The organism is Paenibacillus piscarius, from assembly GCF_022234545.1.
Lineage (GTDB): Bacteria > Bacillota > Bacilli > Paenibacillales > Paenibacillaceae > Paenibacillus_AQ > Paenibacillus_AQ piscarius.
Genome location: NZ_JAIEUI010000018.1, coordinates 1 through 21,688, shown reverse-complemented (window position 1 = coordinate 21,688; position 21,688 = coordinate 1). Strand labels below are relative to the sequence as shown.

The following is a 21,688-nucleotide window of genomic DNA, read 5'->3' as shown; positions in this document are numbered from 1 at the left end:
GAAGGCAGAGGGGAGTCTTATGCTCAAGGAACGTATCGAGCTTCTGTGCAAGAAAAAGCAAATATCGAGGAAAGACCTCGTGGAGGGACTTGTTACTCAGGCTCATTTTGCCAATATATTAGCAGGCAGGTATCCGTTGGCCGACGATTTGGCGGAGCATATTGCGGGCCGTCTAGGCGTCCCCGTCAGTTATTTGACCGCCGCAGCCACTACGGATGAGCAGGCGCTGAAGCGGGCGGAGCACATTTTCCAGACCATGTCCGGGGGGGCGGTATCCGAAAGCTATGTGGATGCTCTGGACGATCGGGATGATGCGCTCGTTGTAGAGTTAACGACGGCCCTTATGAAAGCCGTTTATTATCAGCAGATCAACGATCAGACCGCTTACGACTACTTGCATCAATCCTACCTGAATCATTATTTGGAGAAGTACGGAAAGCCTGACGAAGTCGGTCTGCCATTACCCTTAAAAAAAGCGCTTCTGCTATATAAAATCCAGTATTTCCGCTCCAAAAGCCTTTATTACAACGTGCTGGATGATGTGAACCGCCTAATCGCGCTTGTGGAACCGGGGACTCTGTGACGGATACGGGAAAGCTCATTAATTTCGATCCGATCCTTGTCCTCGTGTTGAATGTGACAGAGAGCGATGGGAGCACGTATCAGAAGACACTAGAAACGCTCGTATCGAAAATCCAAATTCCGCGTGCTGGAGACCGGGTCGGCTTGGGCCACAACCCTGCGAATCCGTCCGAGCTTATGTATATGGGGTTGCTGCCATAGAAGGTTTGAGGAGCAGTGTTTACCTGAATCGTTAGTGATAAAGCGGAGAGGTGAGAGTCAGACCTGTGACAGGTCTGACTCTCCTATTTTTATATGAGAAATTAATTCACATGTATTCCTCGTTATCCAGGTGCACAGATTCATAAATGCGCCACAGCCCGCACCTCTACCCACTGTTCCGGAAATGCCAGGTAAGTCACCCCGATCATGCTCCCTGCCGGCCGGTGCTCTCCGACATAGCTTTTGAACAGTCCGATCGCGGTTTCCCCGTGCTCCTGCGCATTCGTCAGATACAGCTCCACGTAAGCCAGATTATCCTTGGTTGCTCCGAACTCTTGTAACACGGTATCCAAATTCTTCAGCGTCTGCGTCATCTGTGCCTGAATATCGCCTGCTCCGACGAAGCTGCCCTCCGTATCATGGGAGAACTGTCCCGAGATATACAGCGTGTTGTCCACAAGGTACCCCTGCGAGATTCCATGATCCCAGAGATTATGGTTGTACGTTCGAATCGTTGTCATTGCTCTAGCCCCTTTACTTCAAAGTAAAGCTATTATAGACTGAGCAAAAACAAAGGGATAGTACGCACAAAGAAGTGGGCTACTATCCGAAAGGATAGTGTGAACATGGGCATTTCGGATCTGAAGGGCAAGGAGACGGTGGTCCAAGACACGCCGTTCGGTTATACGCTGTCGGTGATCGGCGGGAAGTGGAAGATGGCGATTCTGTATCTGCTGTCCGCCAAACCGTCGATTCGCTTCAACGAAATGCAGAGACAACTCGGAGCGGTGACGTACAAGGTTCTCAGCGCGCAGCTTAAGGAGCTGGAGGCTGACGGGCTGGTGAAGCGCGTGGAGTATCCGCAGATTCCGCCCAAAGTGGAGTACTCGCTGACACCGAAAGGGCAGACACTGCTGCCAGTGTTGGAGCAGCTGTGCGAGTGGGGAGCACAGAACCGGTGAGGTCCACCCATTCACATTAGCGCCAAAAGGTAATTTCCCCGCTGCCCAGCCGCACGGATTCATGGCCCTCATCTTTGGCTTTGCCGATGGATAGGATCATGACCGGAACATACCGCTGGTCGTCCAAATCAAAGGCGCTTACAACCTGATCGCGTTCAAAGCCTGCCATCGGATTGGTGTCATACCCATGCGCACGGGCGACCAGCATCAGCTGCATTGCGAATAAGCTTGCGTCAATTTTGGCAATTTCAACCTTTAATTCTCTAGGGATCTGCGGATACATGCCCAGAATTTGCGCAACCTGCTTGTCGCGGATGTCTTTGGGCATTTTCCCTTGCTCCACAGCATTATCATAAATTTTCTCTACGTATAATTCGCTCTGTGTATCTCCCAGAATGATGAGCATCGCCGCAGAGGTATCATTTTGCCGGGTATTGAACTGGACCAGAGGGCGAAGCTTGTCTTTCCCTTCATGAGATTGAACCACGATTACCCGCCATGGCTGCATATTCGCAGAAGAAGGCGCCAAGCTTGCCTCCTGAATTATAGCGTGCATTTCTTCCTCCGGTATTTTGACGTTCTCATCGTACTGCCGTATGGAACGGCGGCCAGTCAGAATGTTGACAAAGTCGTTATTTTGAATATGTTCCAGCATAAATACACTCCACTCCTTCTGAGGTAACCCATTATTTTGACAGCAGCGCTGTCCCGGGTTATCATATTTTTATTTTGAACTATGAACCTTGGTTTATAGCAAGTATAAATTAAGGATTGAAATAGAAGGGGGGAGAATATGAAAGCGAATGAGGTCTCCAGGCTGACGGGTTTACCCATATCCACTTTGCGCTTCTATGAACGCAAACAGTTGATTCCTGAGCAGTTCATATCAAGGGATGAGAATAATTACCGTGTATACGATGAAGGTGTGGTTACCTATTTGAAGGACGTGAGAATGCTGCTCACTCTGGGTTTAACGATTCAGGATTTAGTTGTACTAATCAATGAGAGCTCGTATACGAAGAAGGAAGCATTAGTGAGGGTGAAAATCAAAGAAATTCAGGAAATAGAAGCTAAGTTAAATGCCTCCCAGAAGTTTTTGAGTGATGTGCTAGAAGGCAGAGCGCAGTTTCAGACCGATTGTAAATCTCATTCATAGTCGCTTTTCAGCTGTATCACTTAAACCGCCATGATTTTATGGTTCAGAATACATTTGCAGGAATTTCACCATTAGAGTAGTAACGAATGGCTTTTCCTTTTTCTTTGGCGTATTCAATCTCTCTTTTTGTGCTGCTTCCAATGTAACCATTCACATCTATCACGAATATTTCATCAGAAATATCGATTTTTCTAAAATGTAGATTGCCAAGCAGTTCAGCTTGTTGCTCAGTGATTTCAAACCCTTCACTTTGCTCGAAAAAGGCGAGGCCGATTACAATATTTCCTTGAAGGGTAAGGAATGCATTCGCCTGTTCGAATTGTTCTTTGAACTTTGTAGAGCCGCATAAAGTTATTATTTTCATATTCATTTCCTTTCAAATATTCAATAGCCGGGATCGAACGTCATTTTTAGCGATAAAAATCTCATCTCCATTCTTATCGAAGCAATAGGATATGGGTATGGATATGCCAGTATCGCCATAGGAGCCGTCTGCGTGACTCGTACCAATGATCATCGTTTGATAAGTGATTGCAATTTTCCGGGCTTGATCGATCCACTCCTGAAATTGTTCTTCACTAAACATTCCTACACCAATCGGATGTACCACTAAATCTATATTAACTTCGTTTTCGTTCTTAATTCCTTGTACAATTAATTCATCACACAGAATGTGACCCAGCGTTAGTCCTTCAACTTCGACAAAGGATGTTGGGCTATACTTTATTCTATCCAGTATAACCGTCCCTGAACGATCGATAATAATGGCTCTATCCTTCGGTCTATCGTTCATTCTCCGATATCCACCGATCAGGATGATATTGAATTGTTTGGCCAAAGCACATGCTGCTTCAACATTTTCATTCAAGTACCCCTCTGGAAATATCACTATATCCGCAGAGTTGTTGCTCTGTAATTCATGCTCAAGTTGACTGATAGTTTGCTCTAACCGGGGTTGCGTAATTAGGATTTTCATTTCGTCACTCCAGTCGTATCCAGCATAATACAAGAATTATATCATTTTCTGAAACACATAATCACTTCAAAATGGAGGTAGTAAAATGGCGTTTCCCACGCATATCGTGTCGGCAGGTGGAATTGTTGAAGATGGGAAGGGAAATATCCTATTAGTAAAAGCTCATGATGATGGCTGGGTGTATCCTGGAGGGATAACTGAAATTGGAGAGAACCTTATCGATGGGGTGATACGTGAAATCAAAGAGGAAAGCGGAATAGACGCCACTGTCAGTCATTTAGTCAATGTCATTTCAAATACAGCGGTTCATAAATGGTATGATGGTGTAACTGATGTTCCTACGAAGGTAATGTTTGATTTCGTGTGCAAAGCTGTGGGGGGAGAGTTAGCAACCTCTGATGAAACCAGTGATTGCAGATGGGTGGCCAAGGAGAACGTTCTGGATTTCATTAGCCTACCCGCCATCCGCCTACGCTACGAAGCTTATTTGAACTTTAACGGCTCTGTGAACTTCATAGAGTACGCCACCACAACAACGTCCGAATGCAGTGTCAAGCTGCAAAGAGAGGTATGAAGCCCTTCTCACAGTTCAGGTGTATCCGGCTCCTGCAGCCGTTCCGCCCTGCACAGTAAAACAAAGACTTTAGTGGAGGAGGCCACACATTGGCAACGATTGATGATTTCGCAGCACTGGATATTCGTATCGGAACGATTACGGAAGCGGAGTTGTTTGCAGAAGCAAAGATCCCGGCGATCAAGCTTAAGATTGATTTTGGACCGGAGATCGGGATGAAATCCTCAAGTGCCCAAATCACTAAGCGTTACAAGGCTGATGAGATTGTGGGGAAGCAAATTATAGCCATCGTCAATTTCCCTCCCCGGCGCATTGCGGGATTCAAATCGGAGGTGCTGGTCCTGGGCGGAGTCCCGGAAAAAGGAGATGTTGTTCTGCTGAAGCCGGATACTGAACTCCCTAATGGTACGCCTATTGCGTAAAATCGCTGGATTTGCACCTGCCTATTCCTTCTGTTGTGGTTGACAACAACAGGGGAATCGGATATATTCTTTACATACCAACCGTATGTATGAAAGAGGAGAGGGAATGGCACGAAATAAATACCCTGAAGAAACCATCAACCAAATACTAACGGTGGCTCATAACCTGTTCATGCAAAAAGGCTATGAGCAGACCTCCATTCAGGATATCATCAACGAGCTGGGCGGGCTGACCAAAGGGGCAATATACCATCACTTTAAGTCGAAAGAGGAGATCCTGCAGGCGGTCACCGACCATTTGTTCAAAGATGTTGACAAGATGCTGTCCGGTGTCCGGGACGATCAGAGGCTGAACGGCCTGGAGAAGCTCCGCAAGATTTCCCGTGTCTCTCTCGACAATCCCGCCCAGAATGACTTGGCAACAGCAGCACCCAACCTTCTGCGTAATCCGAAGCTGCTGGCGGCACAGATCGAGAATATTATCGAAAAAGCCGTGCCCGTATATATCCAGCCCATTATCGAAGAGGGTGTGCGGGACGGCTCGATTCAAACCGACTATCCAAAGGAGCTTAGCGAGGCTTTGATGGTGCTCTCCAACATTTGGCTCAACCCGGCGGTCATCCCATCTACGCCCGAGGTATTGCTGCGGAAGTTAAAGCTTTTTGATGAAATGTTAAAAGGGCTGGGGCTTGACCTGTTCGATGAGCAAATCATTCAACGATTCGAGGAGCTGCTTCGTTTGTCAGCCAGGGAAGACAGGATAGAAAAATAAACTGCCGCAAGGCAGCTTATTTTTCCCCTTATTCATACCAACGGTAGGTATGTACGACTACAAAACAGGAGGTTACCTAATGAAAACCATGCAAACCAAGTCCATTCAAGTAAAGGGACTGCAAAAAACCTACAAGCAGCTTCATGTCCTAAAGGGCGTAGATTTCGAGGTGGAACAGGGCAGTATCTTCGCCCTTCTGGGCTCGAACGGAGCAGGCAAGACAACGACTGTCAAAATCCTCACCACGCTGCTCAAGCCGGACAGCGGAAGTGTTACGGTTAACGGCTTCGATGTTACCTCCAAGCCGGAGCATGTGCGGCAGTCGATCAGCTTGACCGGGCAATTCGCTGCGGTGGATGAGGTTCTGACCGGCCGGGAGAATCTGATCATGCTTGCCAGGCTGCGTCATCTCCCAAATCCGCGTCAGGTTGCGGATGATATGCTTAAACGCTTCGGCTTGACGGATGCAGCAGACCGGAAGGCAGCTACGTATTCGGGCGGTATGCGCCGCAGACTGGACATCGCCTTGAGCCTGGTGGGGCAACCGCAGATCATTTTCCTTGACGAGCCGACTACCGGGCTTGACCCTGAGGCCCGTATTGAAGTCTGGAAAATTGTTGAGGAGCTGGCAGAAGGCGGCACAACGGTATTCCTGACCACGCAATATTTAGAGGAAGCTGAGCAGCTTGCCGACCAAATTGCTATTCTGCACGAGGGCAAGATTATCGCCAGCGGCACGCTCCAGGAGCTCAAGAAGCTGTTCCCATCCGCAAAGGTGGAGTATGTTGAGAAACAGCCGACACTAGAAGAAATATTCCTCGCCATCATCAGCAAAAAGGAGGCAATGTAAATGGAAACCGTAAAGAAACACTTTTTCAGCGATATGGGGGTTATGCTAGGACGTTCTATGCGCCATATTCTCCGCAGCATGGATACCATCGTCACGGTCTGCATCACTCCGATTGCGATGCTGCTGCTGTTCGTCTATGTGTTTGGCGGCGCAATCAACACCGGTACGGATAACTATGTGAACTATCTGCTGCCCGGTATCCTGCTGATTGCGATTGCAAGCGGAGTGGCATATACAGCGTACCGGTTGTTCTTGGATAAGCAACGGGGCATTATTGAGCGGTTCCACACCATGCCAATTTCACGTTCCACCGTACTGTGGGGGCATGTACTGACCTCGGTGATCTCCAACGTTATCTCTCTTGCCGTCATCATTATCGTAGCGCTCATTATGGGCTTCCGCTCGTCGGCAGGCGTTCTGCCGTGGCTAGCTGTAGCCGGTATACTCGTGCTGTTCACACTTGCACTAACCTGGGTCGCAGCGATTGCCGGCCTGTCCGCCAAATCGGTAGAAGGAGCAAGCGCGTTCTCCTATCCGCTAATCTTCCTGCCGTTTATCAGCTCCGCCTTTGTACCGACCGATTCGATGCCGAAGGTCGTCCGCGCTTTTGCCGATAACCAGCCGGTTACCTCGATCGTTGAAGCCATCCGCGCACTGCTGTCGGGTCAGCCGGTGGGCAATGATATATGGATCGCGCTTGCCTGGTGCCTTGGAATTATGCTCGTAGCTTATATCTTCGCAATGAGGGCGTATAGAAGGCAGGGGTAAAGAGGTCCGCTAAAATCAAAAAACGCGCCTGAACCATAATGGTTTAGCGCGTTTTTTGGGTGAGTATGGGTCAGGACGGAATGCTCGTAGCGGTCTGAATATTGTTCAGATCAAGCTGGATCTGCTCTTGGGTATGGTAGGGGTGATAGAGGCCCCTTTGCATCATGTAGTCTGTGATCTTTTCATGAGAATCTATTGCCTCGCCGAGTTGTTTCATTAGAATTTCCCTGACCTCGGGGGTGGCACATTCCGTCACAGCCATGGCGTAGTTTCTGACGCCGCTCTTAGCGTTGATCAACAGGTCCATTGCAATTACCTCATCGGTCAGCGTATTCAGACCGGTCATGTGTTCTACTATTGGGTTCATTGTTTTATCTCCTATATCGTTACTTTAGATAGAACTCCACGGAGTTCCTGAAGCTGCTGTTGTGATAATGCGGCATCCTGCTGCAGAATTTGCGTGAGCTCCGGGTCGGTTACCAGAGCCTGCATGGTCTGGGCTTTCGTTAGGCACACCGTCTTAAATGCAGCTATTTCACGGACCTCAAGCAGCTCATGCAAAGCATAATTAGAATTCATTCAGGTTGTCCTCCCGTGTATCTGTCCATATTCAAGGCTTTAAGATGACTTTGATGCAATCATCCGTTTTGGTATCGAACACCTCATAACCCCGCTTGGCCTCGCTGAGCGGAATAACGTGAGTAACAATGTCTCCAGGGTCTACCTTGCCGGAGGTGACCAATTCATACATATACGGCATGTAGTGAATAACCGGGGCTTGTCCCGAGCGGATATTCACGTTGCGTTGCATGATGTCGCCGAGAGGGAATCCGTTATAGCGTCCGCCGTATACCCCGGTGATTTGAATGGTTCCGCCTTTGCGGACAGCCTGCGATGCAATGACAAAAGCACTCATGGTGCCGCCTTGCAGCTTCATCCCGCTGGCCAGAAATTCAAGATCGCTCATCTTGCCGTCCATTCCGACCGCATCAATCACGACATCGGCCCCGCCTTTGGTCATCTCCTTGAGTGTGTTGCCAATATTCTTATCCTGTTCAAAGTTTACGATCTCCACATTGTTGGTGCGCTTCGCATGCTGTAAGCGGTAATCCACATAGTCAACGGCGATCACCCGCTTGGCTCCCTTCAGCCAGCAGAATTTCTGGGCCAGCAGTCCGACCGGACCGCAGCCCAGTACGATGACCGTATCTCCATTCTTGACGCCGGCGTTATCTACACTCCAGAACGCGGTCGTCATGGCATCGGCGATTAAGCTTAGCTTTTCGTCAGGATGCTCGCAGTCCTCAGGAATCTTGAAGTGCGTGAAGTTGGCATAGGGAACCCGTAAATACTCGGCTTGTCCGCCAGGATATCCGCCGGTTGTTCCGGAGTAGCCGAAATAGGCACCCATATCGCCATGTTCGTTAGAATTGTCGCATTGGCTCTCCAGATGATTCTTACAATAGAAGCATTCGCCGCAAGCGATGTTAAAAGGGATGATCACCCTGTCGCCTTTCTTAACCTTGGTCACATCAGGGCCTACTTCTTCAACAATCCCCATGGGTTCATGGCCGATGACATAGTTCTCCTGAAGATTAGGGATCATCCCGTGAATCAGGTGAAGGTCCGAGCCGCAAATGGCGGAGCTGGTGATTTTTACGATCATATCGTCCGGCTTCTCTATTTTGGGGTCCGGCACCTCTTTGACCACGACATTCTTAATCCCTTGATACGTTACCGCTTTCATGCGTAGTGTCCTCCAATATGTTCATCTGGGGTCCGGTCAAACATCCCTTTACGCGACGTATCCTCCGGGAACAAATTCATTTGTCCGATCATTACCGTGTTCTTCGCAGATAACTGGTCGAGCTGGTACTGCTCGTTGAGCTCATAAGGATGGAACCACTTTTTGCGGATCATCAGCTCTGTGATTTCTTGGTGCAGGGCAATCCCCTGCATCAGGTGATTGCGCAGCAGCGCTCTTACATCGGGAGAAGCCGTCTCCGTCAGGGCGATGGACAAATTACGCACCCCTTCCTTGGCACGAATAAGGAAGTCCATGGCAAAGGTCATATCTGCCATCTCCGGCATGTTGAGCGAATTAATCGGGTCTAAATAATCGGTATTCATCGGCGTTCCCCTTTAATGAGTGATAGGTGTCGGGCTATTCGGAACAGGCGCCTGGAATGGGGCTCTTGCGTAGATGGCCTGGAGCTCTGCGATTTGTTGCGTGGATAATAGGACGTCCTTCTGCATTAACGCTTTCAGCTCCTGGTCAAAGACCAGGCCTTGCATCAGCTTTGACTTGGCGAGGCAGAGCGTTTTGAAGTTTAATGCTTCATGCAGTTCCATCGATTCATGTGGCGCTAGCGTTGGCATATTCATTGAGTAGTTATCCCTTCCTTTCTTTCATCGGAGTTAGACTTTCCTGCGTGTTGGATTTCTATTCTAGACTGGGACAGTACGTTCTGGCATATATATGGGTGATAGCAGTTCGGACTTTTAAGGAGGATATCATGCAGGTAAAGCTGCCGAGTGAACGTTTTTTCGGTGAGTTTGAAGCAGTTTTTTTATTTAACGGGGCTATGCCTACTGGTGTTACTGTTTCTGAAACCGGGCGTATTTTCATTTGCTTTCCAAAATGGGGGGATGACGTTCAATGTACGGTGGCTGAGATCGTTAACGGTGCATTACAGCCTTATCCCAGCTTAGAGGCTAATGTGGTAAGCCAATCAGACATCACTACGTCCTTTATCAGTGTTCAAAGTGTTGTTGCGGATGGAAGGGGAACGCTGTGGGTACTGGATACGGGAGCTCCTAATTTCTCAGAGCCTATCATCGGAGGAGCGAAGTTAGTCGCTGTAGATTTAAATACAAATGCCATCAGAAGCGTAATTACATTTACAAAAGAGGTGGTACTGCCGACGACTTATCTGAATGATGTCCGGTTTGATTTCCGTGCGGGTAGGGCAGGTTATGCGTATATCACAGATTCGTCTTCCCGGGGACCCGGAGCGATTATTGTCGTTGATTTGGAAACCGGTCAGGCCTGGAGAAGGTTAAACGGGGCAATGTCCACTTCACCCGATCCCTATTTCTTACCGAAGGTTGAAGGTACAATCCTGATCAACCGCAGCCCGGACGGATCTACCTCCCCCTTCCAATTGGCCTCCGATGGTGTAGCGATCTCCCCGGACGGCCGGATGTTGTATTACTGCCCACTCTCCAGCCGTGATCTATACTCGATTCCAACGGAAGCCCTAAGAGACCTCACCATACCGGATATGAATTTACAGGCTTATGTGATGTACTGGGGAGAAAAAGGCGCTTCAGACGGAATGATCACCGACGCCAAAGGAAATGTGTACGCGGGAGACTATGAAAACAATAGTATCCGCAAAATATTGCCGAACGGAATCATGGAAACGATCGCACATGACCCGACAATTTTATGGCCGGATACGTTCTCTATCGGTCCGGATCAGTGCTTATATTTCATCGTGAACCAGTTAAACCGGCAGCCCAGATTTCATTACGGCAAGGATCTGCGGCAGAAGCCTTATAGCTTGCTGCGGATGAATATAGCTGAGCTGCCTGCTCCTGCCTTTTGAATAAAAAAAGAGAGCAGCCCCTGAAGCCGTGGAAAGGCTGTTAGGGGCTGCTCTTTATTTTGGATTGGGATCAACGAGAGTGCTTGGAGCGATAACGGTTAGCGAAGTTGAGCAGTTGCCATTGTAGACTGCACGATGCACCGTTGAAACTTACATAATACTGGCGATGATCTTGACTACGATATAGAATATAGCTAGTAGTAATCACTGAATAATAAAAGTTTCTTGGAAGATACTAGTAAGGAGAGGAGGGTATTAAATGGAAAGACGTGAACTAGCACAACTGCTCGAAGAGCTTCGTAGTTTACCTTCTGAAACAGAGTGGCTAGAATTTAAGGAAGCCAAAACGGGTTATGATTTCAGTAAACTTGGTAAATATTTTTCTGCTATCAGCAATGAATCAAATCTCAAGGGTAGGCTCTATGGATGGTTAATCTTTGGGGTTAAGGATGATGATCGGAGAATCGTTGGCACGAATTATAGGAATGATCAAGCAGAGTTAGATAATCTAAAGCATGAGGTAGCTATAAAAACATCTGGTGGTCTGACATTTATTGAGATACATGAAGTTTTGTTAGAGAGTGGAAGGGTTATAATGTTTCAAATTCCTGCTGCCCCTATGGGTATTCCAACAGCATGGGATGGACATTATTATGGTCGCAATGGAAGTTCTCTTGTCGCATTAAACCTGCAGGAGATTGAACAAATTCGGAATCAAGGCGTTGGGAAAGATTGGTCTGCTGAGATTTGCCAACATGCGACGGTCACTGACCTTGATACAGAAGCAATACAAAAAGCAAGAGTGGAGTATAAAAAGAAATATTCTCGGCTTGCTGAGGAAGTAGATGCTTGGGATGATCTCACCTTTTTGAATAAAGCCAGGGTTACTATACAAGGTAAAATAACCAATGCTGCTATAATCCTTTTAGGAAAACCTGAGTCGGAACACTTAATCCAGCCTTCTGTAGTAAAGATGACCTGGGTACTGAAAGATAAAGACAACATTGAACAAGATTACGAACACTTTGGTCCTCCCTTTATTCTTAACACAGAATTACTGTTTGCTAAAGTCCGTAATCTGAAATATCGATATATGCCTGATAATAGCCTATTTCCAATTGAAGTAAATCAATATGATGCTTATGTGATTAGGGAAGCCCTTCATAACTGCATAGCCCATCAGGATTATGAAAAACAAGGTAGAATAAATATCGTTGAAAAAACTGATGAACTTATATTTACAAACTTAGGAAGCTTTATTCCTCATAGCATAGAAGCAGTTATAGAAAATGACTCTCCGCCTGAGTATTATCGCAATCGCTTTCTTGCTGATGCAATGGTTAATTTAAACATGATTGATACGATTGGGTCAGGGATAAAACGAATGTTTGTTACCCAAAAAAATCGTTATTTTCCGATGCCTGACTACGACTTAAGCGATCCTAGCAAAGTGTATGTACGCATTATCGGTAAAATATTAGATGAGAATTATACTCGAATGTTGATAAATTACACTGAGTTGGATCTAATTACAGTAATGTTGCTTGATAAGGTTCAGAAAAGGGAAAGAATAAAGCCTGAAGAAGCTAAGAAATTGAGATCACAAAGACTAATTGAAGGAAAATATCCTACATTGTACGTTGCTGCTCAGATTGCTGCTCTAACAGGTAATAAGTCCGCGTACATCAAGAATCGAGCATTTGATAAAGAGTTTTATAAAAGCTTAATTATCAAATTTCTCGAACAATACAAATCGGCTAGTAGGCAAGAAATCGATAATTTGTTAATGGATAAGCTCTCGGATACTCTGGATGAGACTCAAAAGAGAAAGAAAATCAACAATTTGTTATTTGAGATGTCGAAGAAAGATGAATCCATTGTGAATGCAGGATCTTCGAAACGACCCAAATGGATTCTAACTTAAGCAGATTTTTAAGTACCAAATAAGTTGTAAAATAAGTTGTAAAGCGAATATGAATCACGAAAAAAAGAAGTAATACCCTTGCTCAACGCGGGTTTGATCAATCGGCGATATAATAAATGGTGCCAACTTAAGTAGCAAATTAAGTTGTAAAAATAAGCTTAAGACGGAATATATAAATGCTTCAGTTTATAGATATTTTTCAGATAATTTAATTACTTATCCAGGCATCGATCGCCTCTTGATTATTGAATTATTGATCCTGCAGATGGATTTTAGAACCCCTGTGGGTTGTCGCAGACCCAGTGCACCCCTATCGGGTGCACTTTGCTTCGCCCATATCTTTATCTTAAATCCTCCACAAAATAACAGATTTTCTTATTGGGAAAATATAAGACAATTAATCGGTCAGATTCATAATTAAATTCTTGCCACTGGTAAACTCCATTAAAATCCGGCGCTTTATCTTCAGGAACATCTAAACGCAGCAATGTGTCCTCCACATATTCTTTAATATTTCTTTCATCATCCTGAAGAGCATCACCGGAATATTGTTCAATCAACCTTCTTCCGCTGGTTGGCTGTAATATTGAAGACAATTGTTTTTCATTCGTTTTAAAAATAGTATAGCGTGCGTCTTCCCCGCGAAATCCTCCTTGATTAGTATATTGATCAATTTCCTTGAATTTGGCAGGTAATTGCAGTTTCCTTGATGACTTTCATTTCCATCCTCCTGAAGCTTTTTCTAAATTTGCCGATCATCTTGTACTGTTTTCAATAATTTTCTATTATTTATACTATATTGGATCAGTCTTAAAGGAAAGGGCTGTGATTACTACTCATGATTATTGCAGTCGATGTGTATTACGAAGAAAATCAGGCAAAATCGGTGGGGGTGATCTTTCAAGACTGGGAAGACGCTACACCGCTGGATATCATCGTGTCTTATACAGACAACCCTCAGGCATACGAACCTGGTTCTTTCTACAAACGGGAGCTCCCCTGCATACGGGAGCTGCTGAAGCTTGCGGATATGAGCCAAATACACACCATTGTGGTTGACGGATACGTGTACTTAGACCAGGAGAGGAAGCCGGGGCTCGGACATTATGTGTACACCAATTTTTCAGGGAGAATCCCAGTGATCGGTGTTGCCAAGAATACCTTTCACGACAACGACAATGAGGCGTTGGTTAAAAAGATTTACAGGGGCACAAGCGCTAAGCCTCTCTATATCACCTCTATTGGTATGGAGTTAGACACCGCTGCCCGGCACATCCAGAGTATGCACGGAGAATACCGGTTCCCCTATCTGCTGAAATTGCTGGATAAGCATACGAAGGAAACCCGGCGTTAACCAACCCTAAATTGACATAAAGGCCTGCAGTAAATATAATAAAAACATACTTAACGGTATGTAGTTATTATATCTGTAGCTAAAGGGACAGGTGCGCCATGAGCAGTTATGACAAAATTATGCGGGCTGTTGAGGAGCTTGCTGCCCAGTATCCCCTGGATCAGATCAGCTACTCCAGTATCGCCAAAAGAGCAGATGTCCATTGGACAACTGTGCGAAGACAGTTGGGCAGCAAAGAAGAACTGCAGGAGCTGCTGTCCCGCTGGCAGGAGCAACAGGGGAAGCTGCATTCCGATACGCGAACCCGGGTGATGGACGCAGCGATTAGGGTGTTTGCTATGCATGGATATTCCGGCGCAACCCTGGACCAGGTCGCCCTTGAAGCGGGGCAGACGAAGAGCGTGGTCTACTGGCATTTCACCAACAAAGATGATTTATACCTGGCTGTATGTGAGCGGAATCTGAAACAGCAAGCGGTGGCCCTTCCAATGCTGATTCAAGAGATTGTCCAGTCAGAGGACAGGGTACAAGCCTTATCCGCATGGCTGCGGGGGCATATGGAGGAGTCTATTTTGCTGCCGCGGCGGTCCTTATTGTTCTTTGATGTGTATACCTTGAGCCGCGAACCTGAGACCCGGGAGAAGATCAGCCGGTTATTTGAGGAATTTAACAAGACCGTCATCCGTTTGTTCCAAAGTCTCCAAGAGCAGGGGATGATCCGAAAAGATTTGCCGCCGCATTCATTGGCTGTATACGTGCAAACCGTTCTTAGCGGCCTTGTGCTTCCTTTGCTTATGGAGCCTAAAGAGAGAGAGATAGAGGAAATAGCGCAGGATATCGCAAAATTGCTCTGGAGCAGCTTGACTATAGCGTAAGGATTGGGGCTTCATCTGTGAGAAGATTGAAGCCCTATGTTATAGCCGATACGTACTCATGAGTTCGCTAACATCACAATTAGTAGGAGGCTGATTGTTGTGCTGATCGTTATTATTGCATTGGTACTGCTAGTTGTTGTATATCTATACAACCGCTATAGCTACAAGAAAAGGGAGAGCCGGTTCCCCCCGGCGGGAAAGTTTGTCACGGTCAATGGACTTCCAGTGCATTACCTGGAAGAGGGCGAAGGGAGGCCGATTGTTTTCTTGCATGGGGGTGTTCTTCGCGGCAACGACTTTTGCAAGGTAATGAAGCTTGGGGCATCCAACGGATACCGCACGCTGGCTTTGGATCGCCCCGGATACGGTTATAGCCAGCGCCCGCAGAAGGGGAAAGCTCAATTTACCCTTATAGATCAGGCACAATGGCTCCATATGGCCTTTAAGGAAATAGGTGTAGAGAAGCCGGTCCTGGTCGGACATTCCTGGAGTGCGCTCTTGGTGCTGACGTATGCGTCCTTATATCCCGGTCAAGTGGCAGGGGTGGTCACGGTGGCGGGGGGGATGTATAAGGAAGGATATCCGGCAGAAAAGGGAGATCCCCTCTCAAGGTTGGTGATGATGCCTGTTGTCGGTCATCTGGTAATGAACATTTTGTTCCCCCTAGTGGGCAAAATCATGGTAAGGAGCATAATGAAGGCCACTTTTGGGCCGGAGCCCGTTCCGGAGAATTATGAAGAAGAGGTGTACGCCTTATGGCTGAGACCGGCGCAATTCAGAGCGAACCGGGAGGATGTGCTGCAATTTGTCCCGGGGGCAGAATATATGGAGCATCGGTACTCCCTTTTGCAGCTCCCGACGGTTATACTGGTTGGTGAACGGGATCCGTTCCCGACGAAGGAGCATAGCTTTAAGCTTAACCGAATATTACCTCATGCTGAGCTTAAGGTGCTGCCCGCAGCGGCGCATATGATTCCGCATCATCAGCCGGAAGAGGTAATCAAGGCCGTAGATACACTCATGAAAACATCCAAAGAAGGAGAAGACGTTCCCTAGCGTCACATACAATCATGCGAGTTGACCGATTACTCTCCATGCTGCTGATCATCTCCGGGAAAGGCACGGTGACGGGCAAGGAGCTTGCCGAGCATTTCGAGGTATCCTTGCGGACCATCTACCGGGATATTGAGAAAATCAGCGAAGCCGGCATACCGGTCGCAGCGTCCAGCGGCAAGGGCGGAGGGTATTATATTATGGACAGCTATAACTTAAGCAGCCTTTTTCTAAACCGGGATGAGGCTCATACATTTGTAGCTGTGATGAAGAATTTGCGCGGCTGGTTTGGCAAGAATGAGGCTTTTAATGACATCCTGTTAAAGGTTGAACATACGTATAAGCGGGAGCCGGATCAGGACAAGCTGACACTGGACTTATCCCATTTCAGCATGGATGAGGAAGTGAAGGAGTACATGGGGATCATCAGCCAGGCGATTACAGAGAGCAGACTGCTGGTGTTCGATTATATTAACCGGGATATGGAATATCTGGAGCGGATGGTAGAGCCAAGCTGGATTGATTATCGCCACGGCCACTGGTATGTGATCGGCTTCTGCCGGGTCAGGAACGGCTACCGCAGATTCAAGCTGGTGCGGATCAAGCAATTGAGGCAGGGGCCTTCTTATGTAAAAAGAGAGCTGCCGGATGACCTTATCGCCGAGGCCATTGACCACAGCTATTCGCAGCGGGAAATACCGGTTGTGTTAAGATTTACTCCGCGGATTGGCGCTCAGCTTACGGAATATTTCCACCAAGAGAAGATTAGCCGGGGGGAAGATGGCTTCTATCTCGTTTCCGATCTGTTTCCGTATGAGGAGGGCCTGCTGAAATTCATTCTAGGCTTCGGCAAGGAGTGCGAGCTGCTGGAGCCTCGTGAATTACGCCTGGAGCTGCAGCAATATATGCGCAATATGCTTCTATCCTACAATGACTGACGCCCTGGTGTCAGTCATTGTGTTTTATAGTGGGGGTAACGCCGCTATAACTTGGTTAGGAGTGAAATGACTAGATGAAAGATACGCGAACAGAACTGATACAGAAGCTCAAGCGGTTGGAGGAAGAAGCCTACCTTCTGCGTGAAGGGGAACGTATGCAGGATTTCACCGGGCTGATGCTGCGGCATATTGGCGACCCGGAGCCGGAGCTTCGTGAGCAGATCTATGCAACCTTTTACATATGGCTGAAGCGCGATAACCGGTTCTCAGATGAGGACATGCGGCAGCTTGTAACTATCCTGACGGATGATCAGCATCTGTTCTACCGGATTGGAGCGGACGGGGACCTTAGCGTACTCACCAGAGCGTTTGCGGTTCTGCCGATCGCTCTTATTCTGCAGCGGCACAGGACCCATCCTTTCTTGAACCCGGATGAGTTCCAGCATCTGAAGCAGGCGCTGCTCCACTATTACCGGGAGGAGAAGGACCTGCGCGGTTACCTGACAGGCGAGGGCTGGGCTCATGCTGCGGCCCACGGGGCAGATGCCCTGGAGGAGCTGGTCCGCTGTCCCGGGAGCGATCTTGCGGTGCAGCGTGAAGTGCTTAAGGCAGTGACAGGGATGCTGCATAACGGTGTCCAGATTTTCGGCGAGGAGGAAGATGAGCGTATGGCCAGCATTGTGGCCACGATGATTAGCGAATCACTGCTCCCGCAGCAGGAAATTGCCGACTGGCTAATCAGCTTGTCACAGTGTACGGAATGGCCGGATACGCGCGCGCAGAGAGTCGCCAGAGTGAACGGGAAAAATTTCGTACGCTGCCTGTATTTTAGAACAAAGGCCGGCAATGAAGGGAATAATCTTATTCTTATCAGCGCTATGATGACGGCTGAAGCTAGATTAAACAGCTTTAATACTGGAGGTTATAACTGTTGAACACTCACTACTACCTCAGCTGGTTTAATCATTGCCTACCGGACAGACTGGTCGGGTGGCTGCAGGAGGATATACAGGACAGGCAATCGCTTGTGATGATTAGCGCTCAACCGTCTGACTATGAAGGAGAGCGGATGAACTTTGAGGAGGTCACAGAATGGACATGGCTGAATCAGGCTAACTTTCTTTTTGATGAATGTCACTTCATTGACTACCGGATGCAAAAGGAGGAGGCGCAGCGGCTCATTCAGAACGCTTCTGTCCTGTTCATGTGTGGCGGAGATCCTGTTCAGCAGAGCGACCTGATGGCGGAATATGAATTGGCAGATGTCATTAAGAATAGCAAAGCCGTTATCCTGGGGGCTAGTGCCGGGTCATTGAACATGTCTGCTAAGTGGGTTACTTCACAAGAAGTAGGCCATCACGTTGAAATAGACTCTGTATATGAGGGTCTGGGCTTTGATCCTTTTGCCTATGAATCTCATTCGAAACGTGACTATGCTTCGTTTGTTCAGGGTTACCTGTTCCCCTTGTCCGAGCAGATGGATGTGTATGCAGCAGAACAAGAGAGCGCTATACGTGTTAAGGGCGGCATCATAGAAACATTAGGTCCTGTCTATTTAATCTCGCGCTCCAAGATTCAGAAACGGGTTGAGACGCTCATGCCTTAGCTATCACTAAAAGCTATGACTAACCATGCCTTTTACATATAACCTGCATTCCTTGCGATCATGCTATACTCAGTACACTATAGAATTGTAAGGAGAAATAGCGATGACGATACCTTTTCGGAATGATCATGTAGGCAGCTTCCTGCGTCCGGCAAACCTAAGCCAGGCCCGTGAACAATATAGAGCAGGCACCATCACATATGATGCATTAAGAGCGGTGGAAGATCAGGAGATTATCCGGGTCATTGAGAAGCAAAAGGAGAACGGCGTGCTTGCTGTAACGGATGGTGAATTCCGCAGAAGCTGGTGGCATTTTGACTTTCTGGGCGGCCTGGACGGCGTTGAACTGTATGAGGAGATTGACGGGCCCAAGTTCCATAATATGCAGACCCGCAAGGGCGGCATCCGTGTGACGGGTAAGGTGGATTTCTCCAGCCACCCCTTTGTGGAGCATTTTGAATTTGTGAAGAAGCACGCAGGTGACGCTGTAGCGAAGCAGACCATCCCAAGTCCCAATATGCTGATCTACCGGCTGGAGCCGGGTGCTAATAGTTATAACGACCGGGAACAGTTCCTGCAAGATACGATTGCGGCCTATCAAAAAGCCATTCAAGCGTTCTACAATGCCGGATGCCGGTACCTCCAACTCGATGATACAGCTTGGGCAGACCTGTTCTCCGAAGCGGGGCATGATAAGCTGCGCGCGAAAGGTATGGAACCGGCGGAAGAGCTGAAAACGATGCAGCGCATGATTAACGAAACCTTGGCCCATAAACCGGCAGACCTAGTGGTAACGATGCACATTTGCCGGGGGAACTATAAATCTAACTATTTCTCAACCGGCGGTTATGATTACGCTTCTGAGGTCATTTTTGGCGGCTTGGATGTGGACGGCTTATTCCTGGAATTTGACGATGAGCGTTCAGGCAGCTTCGAGCCCTTGAAATATGTGAACCGGCCGGATTTGAAAATCGTGCTTGGCTTACTTACATCCAAAACAGGAGAATTGGAAGATAAAGAACAGATTAAAGCCCGGATTGCCGAAGCGGCAACCTATGTGCCCCTTGAGCAGCTCTGCTTGAGCCCGCAATGCGGCTTCTCCTCCACAGAGGAAGGTAATATCCTTACGGAAGAACAGCAATGGCGTAAGCTTCGTTATGTGAAGGAGATTGCGGACGAAGTGTGGAAGGAATCCATCTGATCGAGGAGGGGATAAATCATGACAATTCAAGCAGACCAAGAGACCGTTATCGTGGAGGCATTTATTAATGGCCATCATGTACCATCCCTTTCGCAGTCACCCAAAGAGAATCCGGCGAGTCCGGCTGAAATCGTAGGCTATTTCCCGGTCACTACGAAGGAGCAAGCGGTGGAAGCGATTGAATCGGCGGCGGAGGCTTTTAAACTATGGAAGAAGACCCCGATTGACGAACGTATCCTTCGGATGCGCAAAGCGATTGAGAAGATTAGAGCCGCTGAGAACGAAATTGTCCATCTGCTGTCCAGAGAGCATGGCAAGCCCCTGTATGATGCCCATGGTGAGATTTATGTCTCGTTAATGTGGATGGAGTACGCTTGTAATGAAGCTGCATCGGTCTTACAGGAAGAGGTGCAGGAGCATGACTACGGTAAAACTATCCTGTCCTACGATCCAATGGGTGTGGTGGCAGCGATCAGTCCATGGAACTATCCAATTGCTCTGTCTACGATTAAAATCGCGCCTGCCTTGCTTGCGGGCAATACGATCGTGCTCAAACCGAGTCCATTTGCGCCGCTGGCAGCAGCGAAGGTGGCAAAGCTGATCGCAGGTGAGTTCCCGGCGGGTGTCATCAATGTCGTTCATGGGGATGCCGATGTGGGCGTTGAGCTGACCAGTAATCCGCTTGTTGCCAAAATCGCTTTTACAGGCGGAACCGCTACGGCCAAGCATATTATCAAAGCGGCTGCGGATACGGTCAAGGATATGACACTGGAGCTCGGCGGCAATGATGCGGCGATCTTCCTGGATAGCTTCGATGTTCAGGATGAGCGGGCCATGCGCCGGATTGTCATTTCCAACTTCCTGACCACGGGCCAGATCTGTATGATCGCCAAGCGTGTATATGTACACCGTTCTATTTATGATGCTTTTGTTGAAAAATATATCGAGGCGGCCAACCGCTGGATTCGCATTGGTGATCCTTTTGATGCCAATACGACAGTAGGTCCGGTGAATAACCTGAAGCAGAAGAATTACGTGCAGAGTCTGATTGAGGATGCACGCAAGCGCGGGGCTAAGGTCATTCCACTCGGCCAGATTCTCGATGAGCAGCGGTTTGACCAAGGATACTACCTGCAGCCGACGCTTGTTCTGAATTGTGATTATCATGATCCGATTGTGGTGGAGGAGCAGTTCGGTCCTACGGTTCCGATTCTGCCATTCGACGATGTAGAGCAGGTGATTCGTCTGCACAATGAGAGCATCTATGGATTGACCAGCTCGGTCTGGGGGCGGGAAGAGGATGCCATCTCCGTCGCACGCCAGCTCGAAGCAGGAACAACCATGATCAACACTGCTGCTGTACAGGGGCTTGATGTCCGCTTCCCGTTCGGCGGCTTCAAGCAGTCCGGGATCGGCCGTGAATACGGCGCGGAGGGCATCCGTACGTATACAGAAACGCATGTGATCAATGTTCCGGCGACGCTGGATCTTCCTTATATTCCGGAGTGAAATTAGAAAAACCGTCAGGGGTTGTTCCCTTGACGGTTTTTTATTGTTTAGGAAATTATAGTTTCCATCTGATGTGGATAAAATCCTGCAGAAAGTGCAACAATGCTGCCCAATATAAGTGGTTTATGCTGAAATCCTGCACGAAATGCAACAAATCCAGCGAAAACTTGCTCTAACCACCGAAATTTATGCAAATAATGCAACAATGTACTTCAGACAGTAATAGGTATGGAGGAATCCTGCAAATAATGCAACAATTCTCTATACAAGTGGCCGGTGAGATAAGGCATCGGTGCGACCCCCTTATCCCGGAGTCCTCCGTATACAATCGGTACTTGCCGTAACCTTGCTCTT

The 21,688-nt window shown here is 47.8% G+C and carries 28 protein-coding genes; 18 read left to right on the top strand and 10 right to left on the bottom strand.

Going from position 1 to position 21,688, the window contains the following annotated elements; genetic code table 11:
• The first annotated feature begins 19 nt into the window (after positions 1-19).
• Positions 20-583 (top strand): helix-turn-helix domain-containing protein, encoded by a 564-nt coding sequence (locus tag K1558_RS23785; protein WP_238654364.1) that lies wholly within the window; start codon positions 20-22, stop codon positions 581-583.
• A 340-nt stretch (positions 584-923) separates the two neighbouring features.
• Here the strand turns inward: K1558_RS23785 and K1558_RS23780 are convergent, their stop codons facing one another.
• Positions 924-1,304 (bottom strand): RidA family protein, encoded by a 381-nt coding sequence (locus K1558_RS23780; RefSeq protein WP_238654362.1) that lies wholly within the window; start codon positions 1,302-1,304, stop codon positions 924-926.
• A 105-nt stretch (positions 1,305-1,409) separates the two neighbouring features.
• On the opposite strand from K1558_RS23780, the gene K1558_RS23775 reads away from it, so the two are divergent.
• Entirely contained in the window at positions 1,410-1,745 is a 336-nt protein-coding gene (locus K1558_RS23775) for a winged helix-turn-helix transcriptional regulator (protein ID WP_238654360.1), read from the top strand.
• Between the two features lie 16 nt (positions 1,746-1,761).
• Here K1558_RS23775 and K1558_RS23770 read toward each other — a convergent pair whose 3' ends face one another.
• Complete coding sequence (locus K1558_RS23770; RefSeq protein ID WP_238654358.1) at positions 1,762-2,400, bottom strand: nitroreductase family protein; 639 nt, start codon at positions 2,398-2,400, stop codon at positions 1,762-1,764.
• A 138-nt stretch (positions 2,401-2,538) separates the two neighbouring features.
• Here K1558_RS23770 and K1558_RS23765 point away from each other — a divergent pair, with 138 nt between their 5' ends.
• A complete protein-coding gene (locus K1558_RS23765) occupies positions 2,539-2,901 on the top strand; it encodes a MerR family transcriptional regulator (RefSeq protein WP_238654357.1) in 363 nt (120 codons plus the stop codon).
• Between the two features lie 43 nt (positions 2,902-2,944).
• On the opposite strand, the gene K1558_RS23760 is transcribed toward K1558_RS23765, so the two are convergent.
• Positions 2,945-3,265, bottom strand: coding sequence for a hypothetical protein (locus K1558_RS23760; protein WP_238654355.1), 321 nt, complete (start codon positions 3,263-3,265; stop codon positions 2,945-2,947).
• Between the two features lie 12 nt (positions 3,266-3,277).
• Positions 3,278-3,877, bottom strand: coding sequence for a carbon-nitrogen hydrolase family protein (locus tag K1558_RS23755; RefSeq protein WP_238654353.1), 600 nt, complete (start codon positions 3,875-3,877; stop codon positions 3,278-3,280).
• 85 nt (positions 3,878-3,962) lie between these two features.
• Between K1558_RS23755 and K1558_RS23750 the strand changes: the two genes are divergently transcribed.
• The 5 genes from K1558_RS23750 (at position 3,963) to K1558_RS23730 (ending at position 7,263) form a co-directional block, all read left to right on the top strand.
• Complete coding sequence (locus K1558_RS23750) at positions 3,963-4,451, top strand: NUDIX hydrolase (RefSeq protein WP_238654351.1); 489 nt, start codon at positions 3,963-3,965, stop codon at positions 4,449-4,451.
• 89 nt (positions 4,452-4,540) lie between these two features.
• Entirely contained in the window at positions 4,541-4,873 is a 333-nt protein-coding gene (gene csaA, locus K1558_RS23745) for a chaperone CsaA (protein ID WP_238654349.1), read from the top strand.
• 106 nt (positions 4,874-4,979) lie between these two features.
• Positions 4,980-5,645 carry a TetR/AcrR family transcriptional regulator gene (locus K1558_RS23740; RefSeq protein ID WP_238654346.1) on the top strand — a complete coding sequence of 222 codons (666 nt, stop codon included), beginning with the start codon at positions 4,980-4,982 and terminating at the stop codon, positions 5,643-5,645.
• 79 nt (positions 5,646-5,724) lie between these two features.
• Complete coding sequence (locus K1558_RS23735; protein WP_420800466.1) at positions 5,725-6,495, top strand: ABC transporter ATP-binding protein; 771 nt, start codon at positions 5,725-5,727, stop codon at positions 6,493-6,495.
• Entirely contained in the window at positions 6,496-7,263 is a 768-nt protein-coding gene (locus tag K1558_RS23730; protein WP_238654344.1) for an ABC transporter permease, read from the top strand.
• A gap of 70 nt (positions 7,264-7,333) precedes the next feature.
• On the opposite strand, the gene K1558_RS23725 is transcribed toward K1558_RS23730, so the two are convergent.
• From K1558_RS23725 to K1558_RS23705, 5 genes are read right to left on the bottom strand one after another with little or no spacing between them, the layout of a single operon-like run.
• On the bottom strand, positions 7,334-7,630 hold the full coding sequence (locus tag K1558_RS23725; protein ID WP_238654342.1) for a spore coat protein: 297 nt from the start codon (positions 7,628-7,630) through the stop codon (positions 7,334-7,336).
• Between the two features lie 11 nt (positions 7,631-7,641).
• Positions 7,642-7,842 carry a hypothetical protein gene (locus K1558_RS23720; RefSeq protein ID WP_238654340.1) on the bottom strand — a complete coding sequence of 67 codons (201 nt, stop codon included), beginning with the start codon at positions 7,840-7,842 and terminating at the stop codon, positions 7,642-7,644.
• Positions 7,843-7,873: 31 nt separating this feature from the next.
• Positions 7,874-9,010 carry a zinc-dependent alcohol dehydrogenase gene (locus K1558_RS23715; RefSeq protein WP_238654338.1) on the bottom strand — a complete coding sequence of 379 codons (1,137 nt, stop codon included), beginning with the start codon at positions 9,008-9,010 and terminating at the stop codon, positions 7,874-7,876.
• A complete protein-coding gene (locus tag K1558_RS23710) occupies positions 9,007-9,393 on the bottom strand; it encodes a spore coat protein (protein WP_238654336.1) in 387 nt (128 codons plus the stop codon). Before K1558_RS23710 ends, K1558_RS23715 begins: the two co-directional genes overlap by 4 nt.
• A 12-nt stretch (positions 9,394-9,405) precedes the next feature.
• A complete protein-coding gene (locus K1558_RS23705; protein ID WP_211721642.1) occupies positions 9,406-9,648 on the bottom strand; it encodes a spore gernimation protein GerQ in 243 nt (80 codons plus the stop codon).
• Positions 9,649-9,779: 131 nt separating this feature from the next.
• Here K1558_RS23705 and K1558_RS23700 point away from each other — a divergent pair, with 131 nt between their 5' ends.
• Positions 9,780-10,874: a major royal jelly family protein gene (locus K1558_RS23700; protein ID WP_238654334.1), complete on the top strand. Its 1,095-nt coding sequence runs from the start codon at positions 9,780-9,782 to the stop codon at positions 10,872-10,874.
• Positions 10,875-11,133: 259 nt separating this feature from the next.
• Entirely contained in the window at positions 11,134-12,798 is a 1,665-nt protein-coding gene (locus tag K1558_RS23695) for an RNA-binding domain-containing protein (RefSeq protein ID WP_238654332.1), read from the top strand.
• A 341-nt stretch (positions 12,799-13,139) separates the two neighbouring features.
• Here the strand turns inward: K1558_RS23695 and K1558_RS23690 are convergent, their stop codons facing one another.
• Positions 13,140-13,358: a hypothetical protein gene (locus K1558_RS23690; protein WP_238654330.1), complete on the bottom strand. Its 219-nt coding sequence runs from the start codon at positions 13,356-13,358 to the stop codon at positions 13,140-13,142.
• Positions 13,359-13,636: 278 nt separating this feature from the next.
• Between K1558_RS23690 and K1558_RS23685 the strand changes: the two genes are divergently transcribed.
• From K1558_RS23685 to K1558_RS23650, 8 genes are all read left to right on the top strand, one after another.
• The gene (locus tag K1558_RS23685; protein ID WP_238654328.1) at positions 13,637-14,152 is read left to right on the top strand and encodes an endonuclease V; all 516 of its coding nucleotides are present in this window, start codon (positions 13,637-13,639) and stop codon (positions 14,150-14,152) included.
• A 98-nt stretch (positions 14,153-14,250) separates the two neighbouring features.
• Complete coding sequence (locus K1558_RS23680) at positions 14,251-15,027, top strand: TetR/AcrR family transcriptional regulator (RefSeq protein WP_238654326.1); 777 nt, start codon at positions 14,251-14,253, stop codon at positions 15,025-15,027.
• Positions 15,028-15,126: 99 nt separating this feature from the next.
• Positions 15,127-16,083 carry an alpha/beta fold hydrolase gene (locus K1558_RS23675; RefSeq protein WP_238654324.1) on the top strand — a complete coding sequence of 319 codons (957 nt, stop codon included), beginning with the start codon at positions 15,127-15,129 and terminating at the stop codon, positions 16,081-16,083.
• A gap of 14 nt (positions 16,084-16,097) precedes the next feature.
• Positions 16,098-17,018: a helix-turn-helix transcriptional regulator gene (locus K1558_RS23670; RefSeq protein ID WP_238654322.1), complete on the top strand. Its 921-nt coding sequence runs from the start codon at positions 16,098-16,100 to the stop codon at positions 17,016-17,018.
• Between the two features lie 74 nt (positions 17,019-17,092).
• On the top strand, positions 17,093-17,953 hold the full coding sequence (locus K1558_RS23665; RefSeq protein ID WP_238654320.1) for a DUF2785 domain-containing protein: 861 nt from the start codon (positions 17,093-17,095) through the stop codon (positions 17,951-17,953).
• Positions 17,954-18,087: 134 nt separating this feature from the next.
• Complete coding sequence (locus K1558_RS23660; protein WP_338019727.1) at positions 18,088-18,624, top strand: Type 1 glutamine amidotransferase-like domain-containing protein; 537 nt, start codon at positions 18,088-18,090, stop codon at positions 18,622-18,624.
• Positions 18,625-18,727: 103 nt separating this feature from the next.
• Positions 18,728-19,825, top strand: a complete 1,098-nt coding sequence (locus K1558_RS23655; protein ID WP_238654316.1) for a 5-methyltetrahydropteroyltriglutamate--homocysteine S-methyltransferase — start codon at positions 18,728-18,730, stop codon at positions 19,823-19,825.
• Between the two features lie 18 nt (positions 19,826-19,843).
• Positions 19,844-21,334 carry an aldehyde dehydrogenase family protein gene (locus tag K1558_RS23650; protein WP_238654314.1) on the top strand — a complete coding sequence of 497 codons (1,491 nt, stop codon included), beginning with the start codon at positions 19,844-19,846 and terminating at the stop codon, positions 21,332-21,334.
• Positions 21,335-21,688 lie beyond the last annotated feature (354 nt).

Excerpts from the sequence above, each read along its gene's own strand:
- K1558_RS23655 (WP_238654316.1), top strand. The coding sequence starts at position 18,728 with ATGACGATACCTTTTCGGAATGATCATGTAGGCAGCTTCCTGCGTCCG.
- K1558_RS23765 (WP_238654357.1), top strand. The coding sequence starts at position 2,539 with ATGAAAGCGAATGAGGTCTCCAGGCTGACGGGTTTACCCATATCCACT.
- K1558_RS23725 (WP_238654342.1), bottom strand. The coding sequence starts at position 7,630 with ATGAACCCAATAGTAGAACACATGACCGGTCTGAATACGCTGACCGAT.
- K1558_RS23735 (WP_420800466.1), top strand. The coding sequence starts at position 5,725 with ATGAAAACCATGCAAACCAAGTCCATTCAAGTAAAGGGACTGCAAAAA.
- K1558_RS23715 (WP_238654338.1), bottom strand. The coding sequence starts at position 9,010 with ATGAAAGCGGTAACGTATCAAGGGATTAAGAATGTCGTGGTCAAAGAG.
- K1558_RS23670 (WP_238654322.1), top strand. The coding sequence starts at position 16,098 with ATGCGAGTTGACCGATTACTCTCCATGCTGCTGATCATCTCCGGGAAA.
- K1558_RS23750 (WP_238654351.1), top strand. The coding sequence starts at position 3,963 with ATGGCGTTTCCCACGCATATCGTGTCGGCAGGTGGAATTGTTGAAGAT.
- K1558_RS23705 (WP_211721642.1), bottom strand. The coding sequence starts at position 9,648 with ATGAATATGCCAACGCTAGCGCCACATGAATCGATGGAACTGCATGAA.
- K1558_RS23755 (WP_238654353.1), bottom strand. The coding sequence starts at position 3,877 with ATGAAAATCCTAATTACGCAACCCCGGTTAGAGCAAACTATCAGTCAA.
- K1558_RS23775 (WP_238654360.1), top strand. The coding sequence starts at position 1,410 with ATGGGCATTTCGGATCTGAAGGGCAAGGAGACGGTGGTCCAAGACACG.
- K1558_RS23685 (WP_238654328.1), top strand. The coding sequence starts at position 13,637 with ATGATTATTGCAGTCGATGTGTATTACGAAGAAAATCAGGCAAAATCG.
- K1558_RS23665 (WP_238654320.1), top strand. The coding sequence starts at position 17,093 with ATGAAAGATACGCGAACAGAACTGATACAGAAGCTCAAGCGGTTGGAG.
- K1558_RS23710 (WP_238654336.1), bottom strand. The coding sequence starts at position 9,393 with ATGAATACCGATTATTTAGACCCGATTAATTCGCTCAACATGCCGGAG.
- K1558_RS23730 (WP_238654344.1), top strand. The coding sequence starts at position 6,496 with ATGGAAACCGTAAAGAAACACTTTTTCAGCGATATGGGGGTTATGCTA.
- K1558_RS23700 (WP_238654334.1), top strand. The coding sequence starts at position 9,780 with ATGCAGGTAAAGCTGCCGAGTGAACGTTTTTTCGGTGAGTTTGAAGCA.
- K1558_RS23740 (WP_238654346.1), top strand. The coding sequence starts at position 4,980 with ATGGCACGAAATAAATACCCTGAAGAAACCATCAACCAAATACTAACG.
- K1558_RS23720 (WP_238654340.1), bottom strand. The coding sequence starts at position 7,842 with ATGAATTCTAATTATGCTTTGCATGAGCTGCTTGAGGTCCGTGAAATA.
- K1558_RS23760 (WP_238654355.1), bottom strand. The coding sequence starts at position 3,265 with ATGAAAATAATAACTTTATGCGGCTCTACAAAGTTCAAAGAACAATTC.
- K1558_RS23785 (WP_238654364.1), top strand. The coding sequence starts at position 20 with ATGCTCAAGGAACGTATCGAGCTTCTGTGCAAGAAAAAGCAAATATCG.
- K1558_RS23695 (WP_238654332.1), top strand. The coding sequence starts at position 11,134 with ATGGAAAGACGTGAACTAGCACAACTGCTCGAAGAGCTTCGTAGTTTA.
- K1558_RS23680 (WP_238654326.1), top strand. The coding sequence starts at position 14,251 with ATGAGCAGTTATGACAAAATTATGCGGGCTGTTGAGGAGCTTGCTGCC.
- K1558_RS23770 (WP_238654358.1), bottom strand. The coding sequence starts at position 2,400 with ATGCTGGAACATATTCAAAATAACGACTTTGTCAACATTCTGACTGGC.
- K1558_RS23780 (WP_238654362.1), bottom strand. The coding sequence starts at position 1,304 with ATGACAACGATTCGAACGTACAACCATAATCTCTGGGATCATGGAATC.
- K1558_RS23660 (WP_338019727.1), top strand. The coding sequence starts at position 18,088 with ATGAACTTTGAGGAGGTCACAGAATGGACATGGCTGAATCAGGCTAAC.
- K1558_RS23650 (WP_238654314.1), top strand. The coding sequence starts at position 19,844 with ATGACAATTCAAGCAGACCAAGAGACCGTTATCGTGGAGGCATTTATT.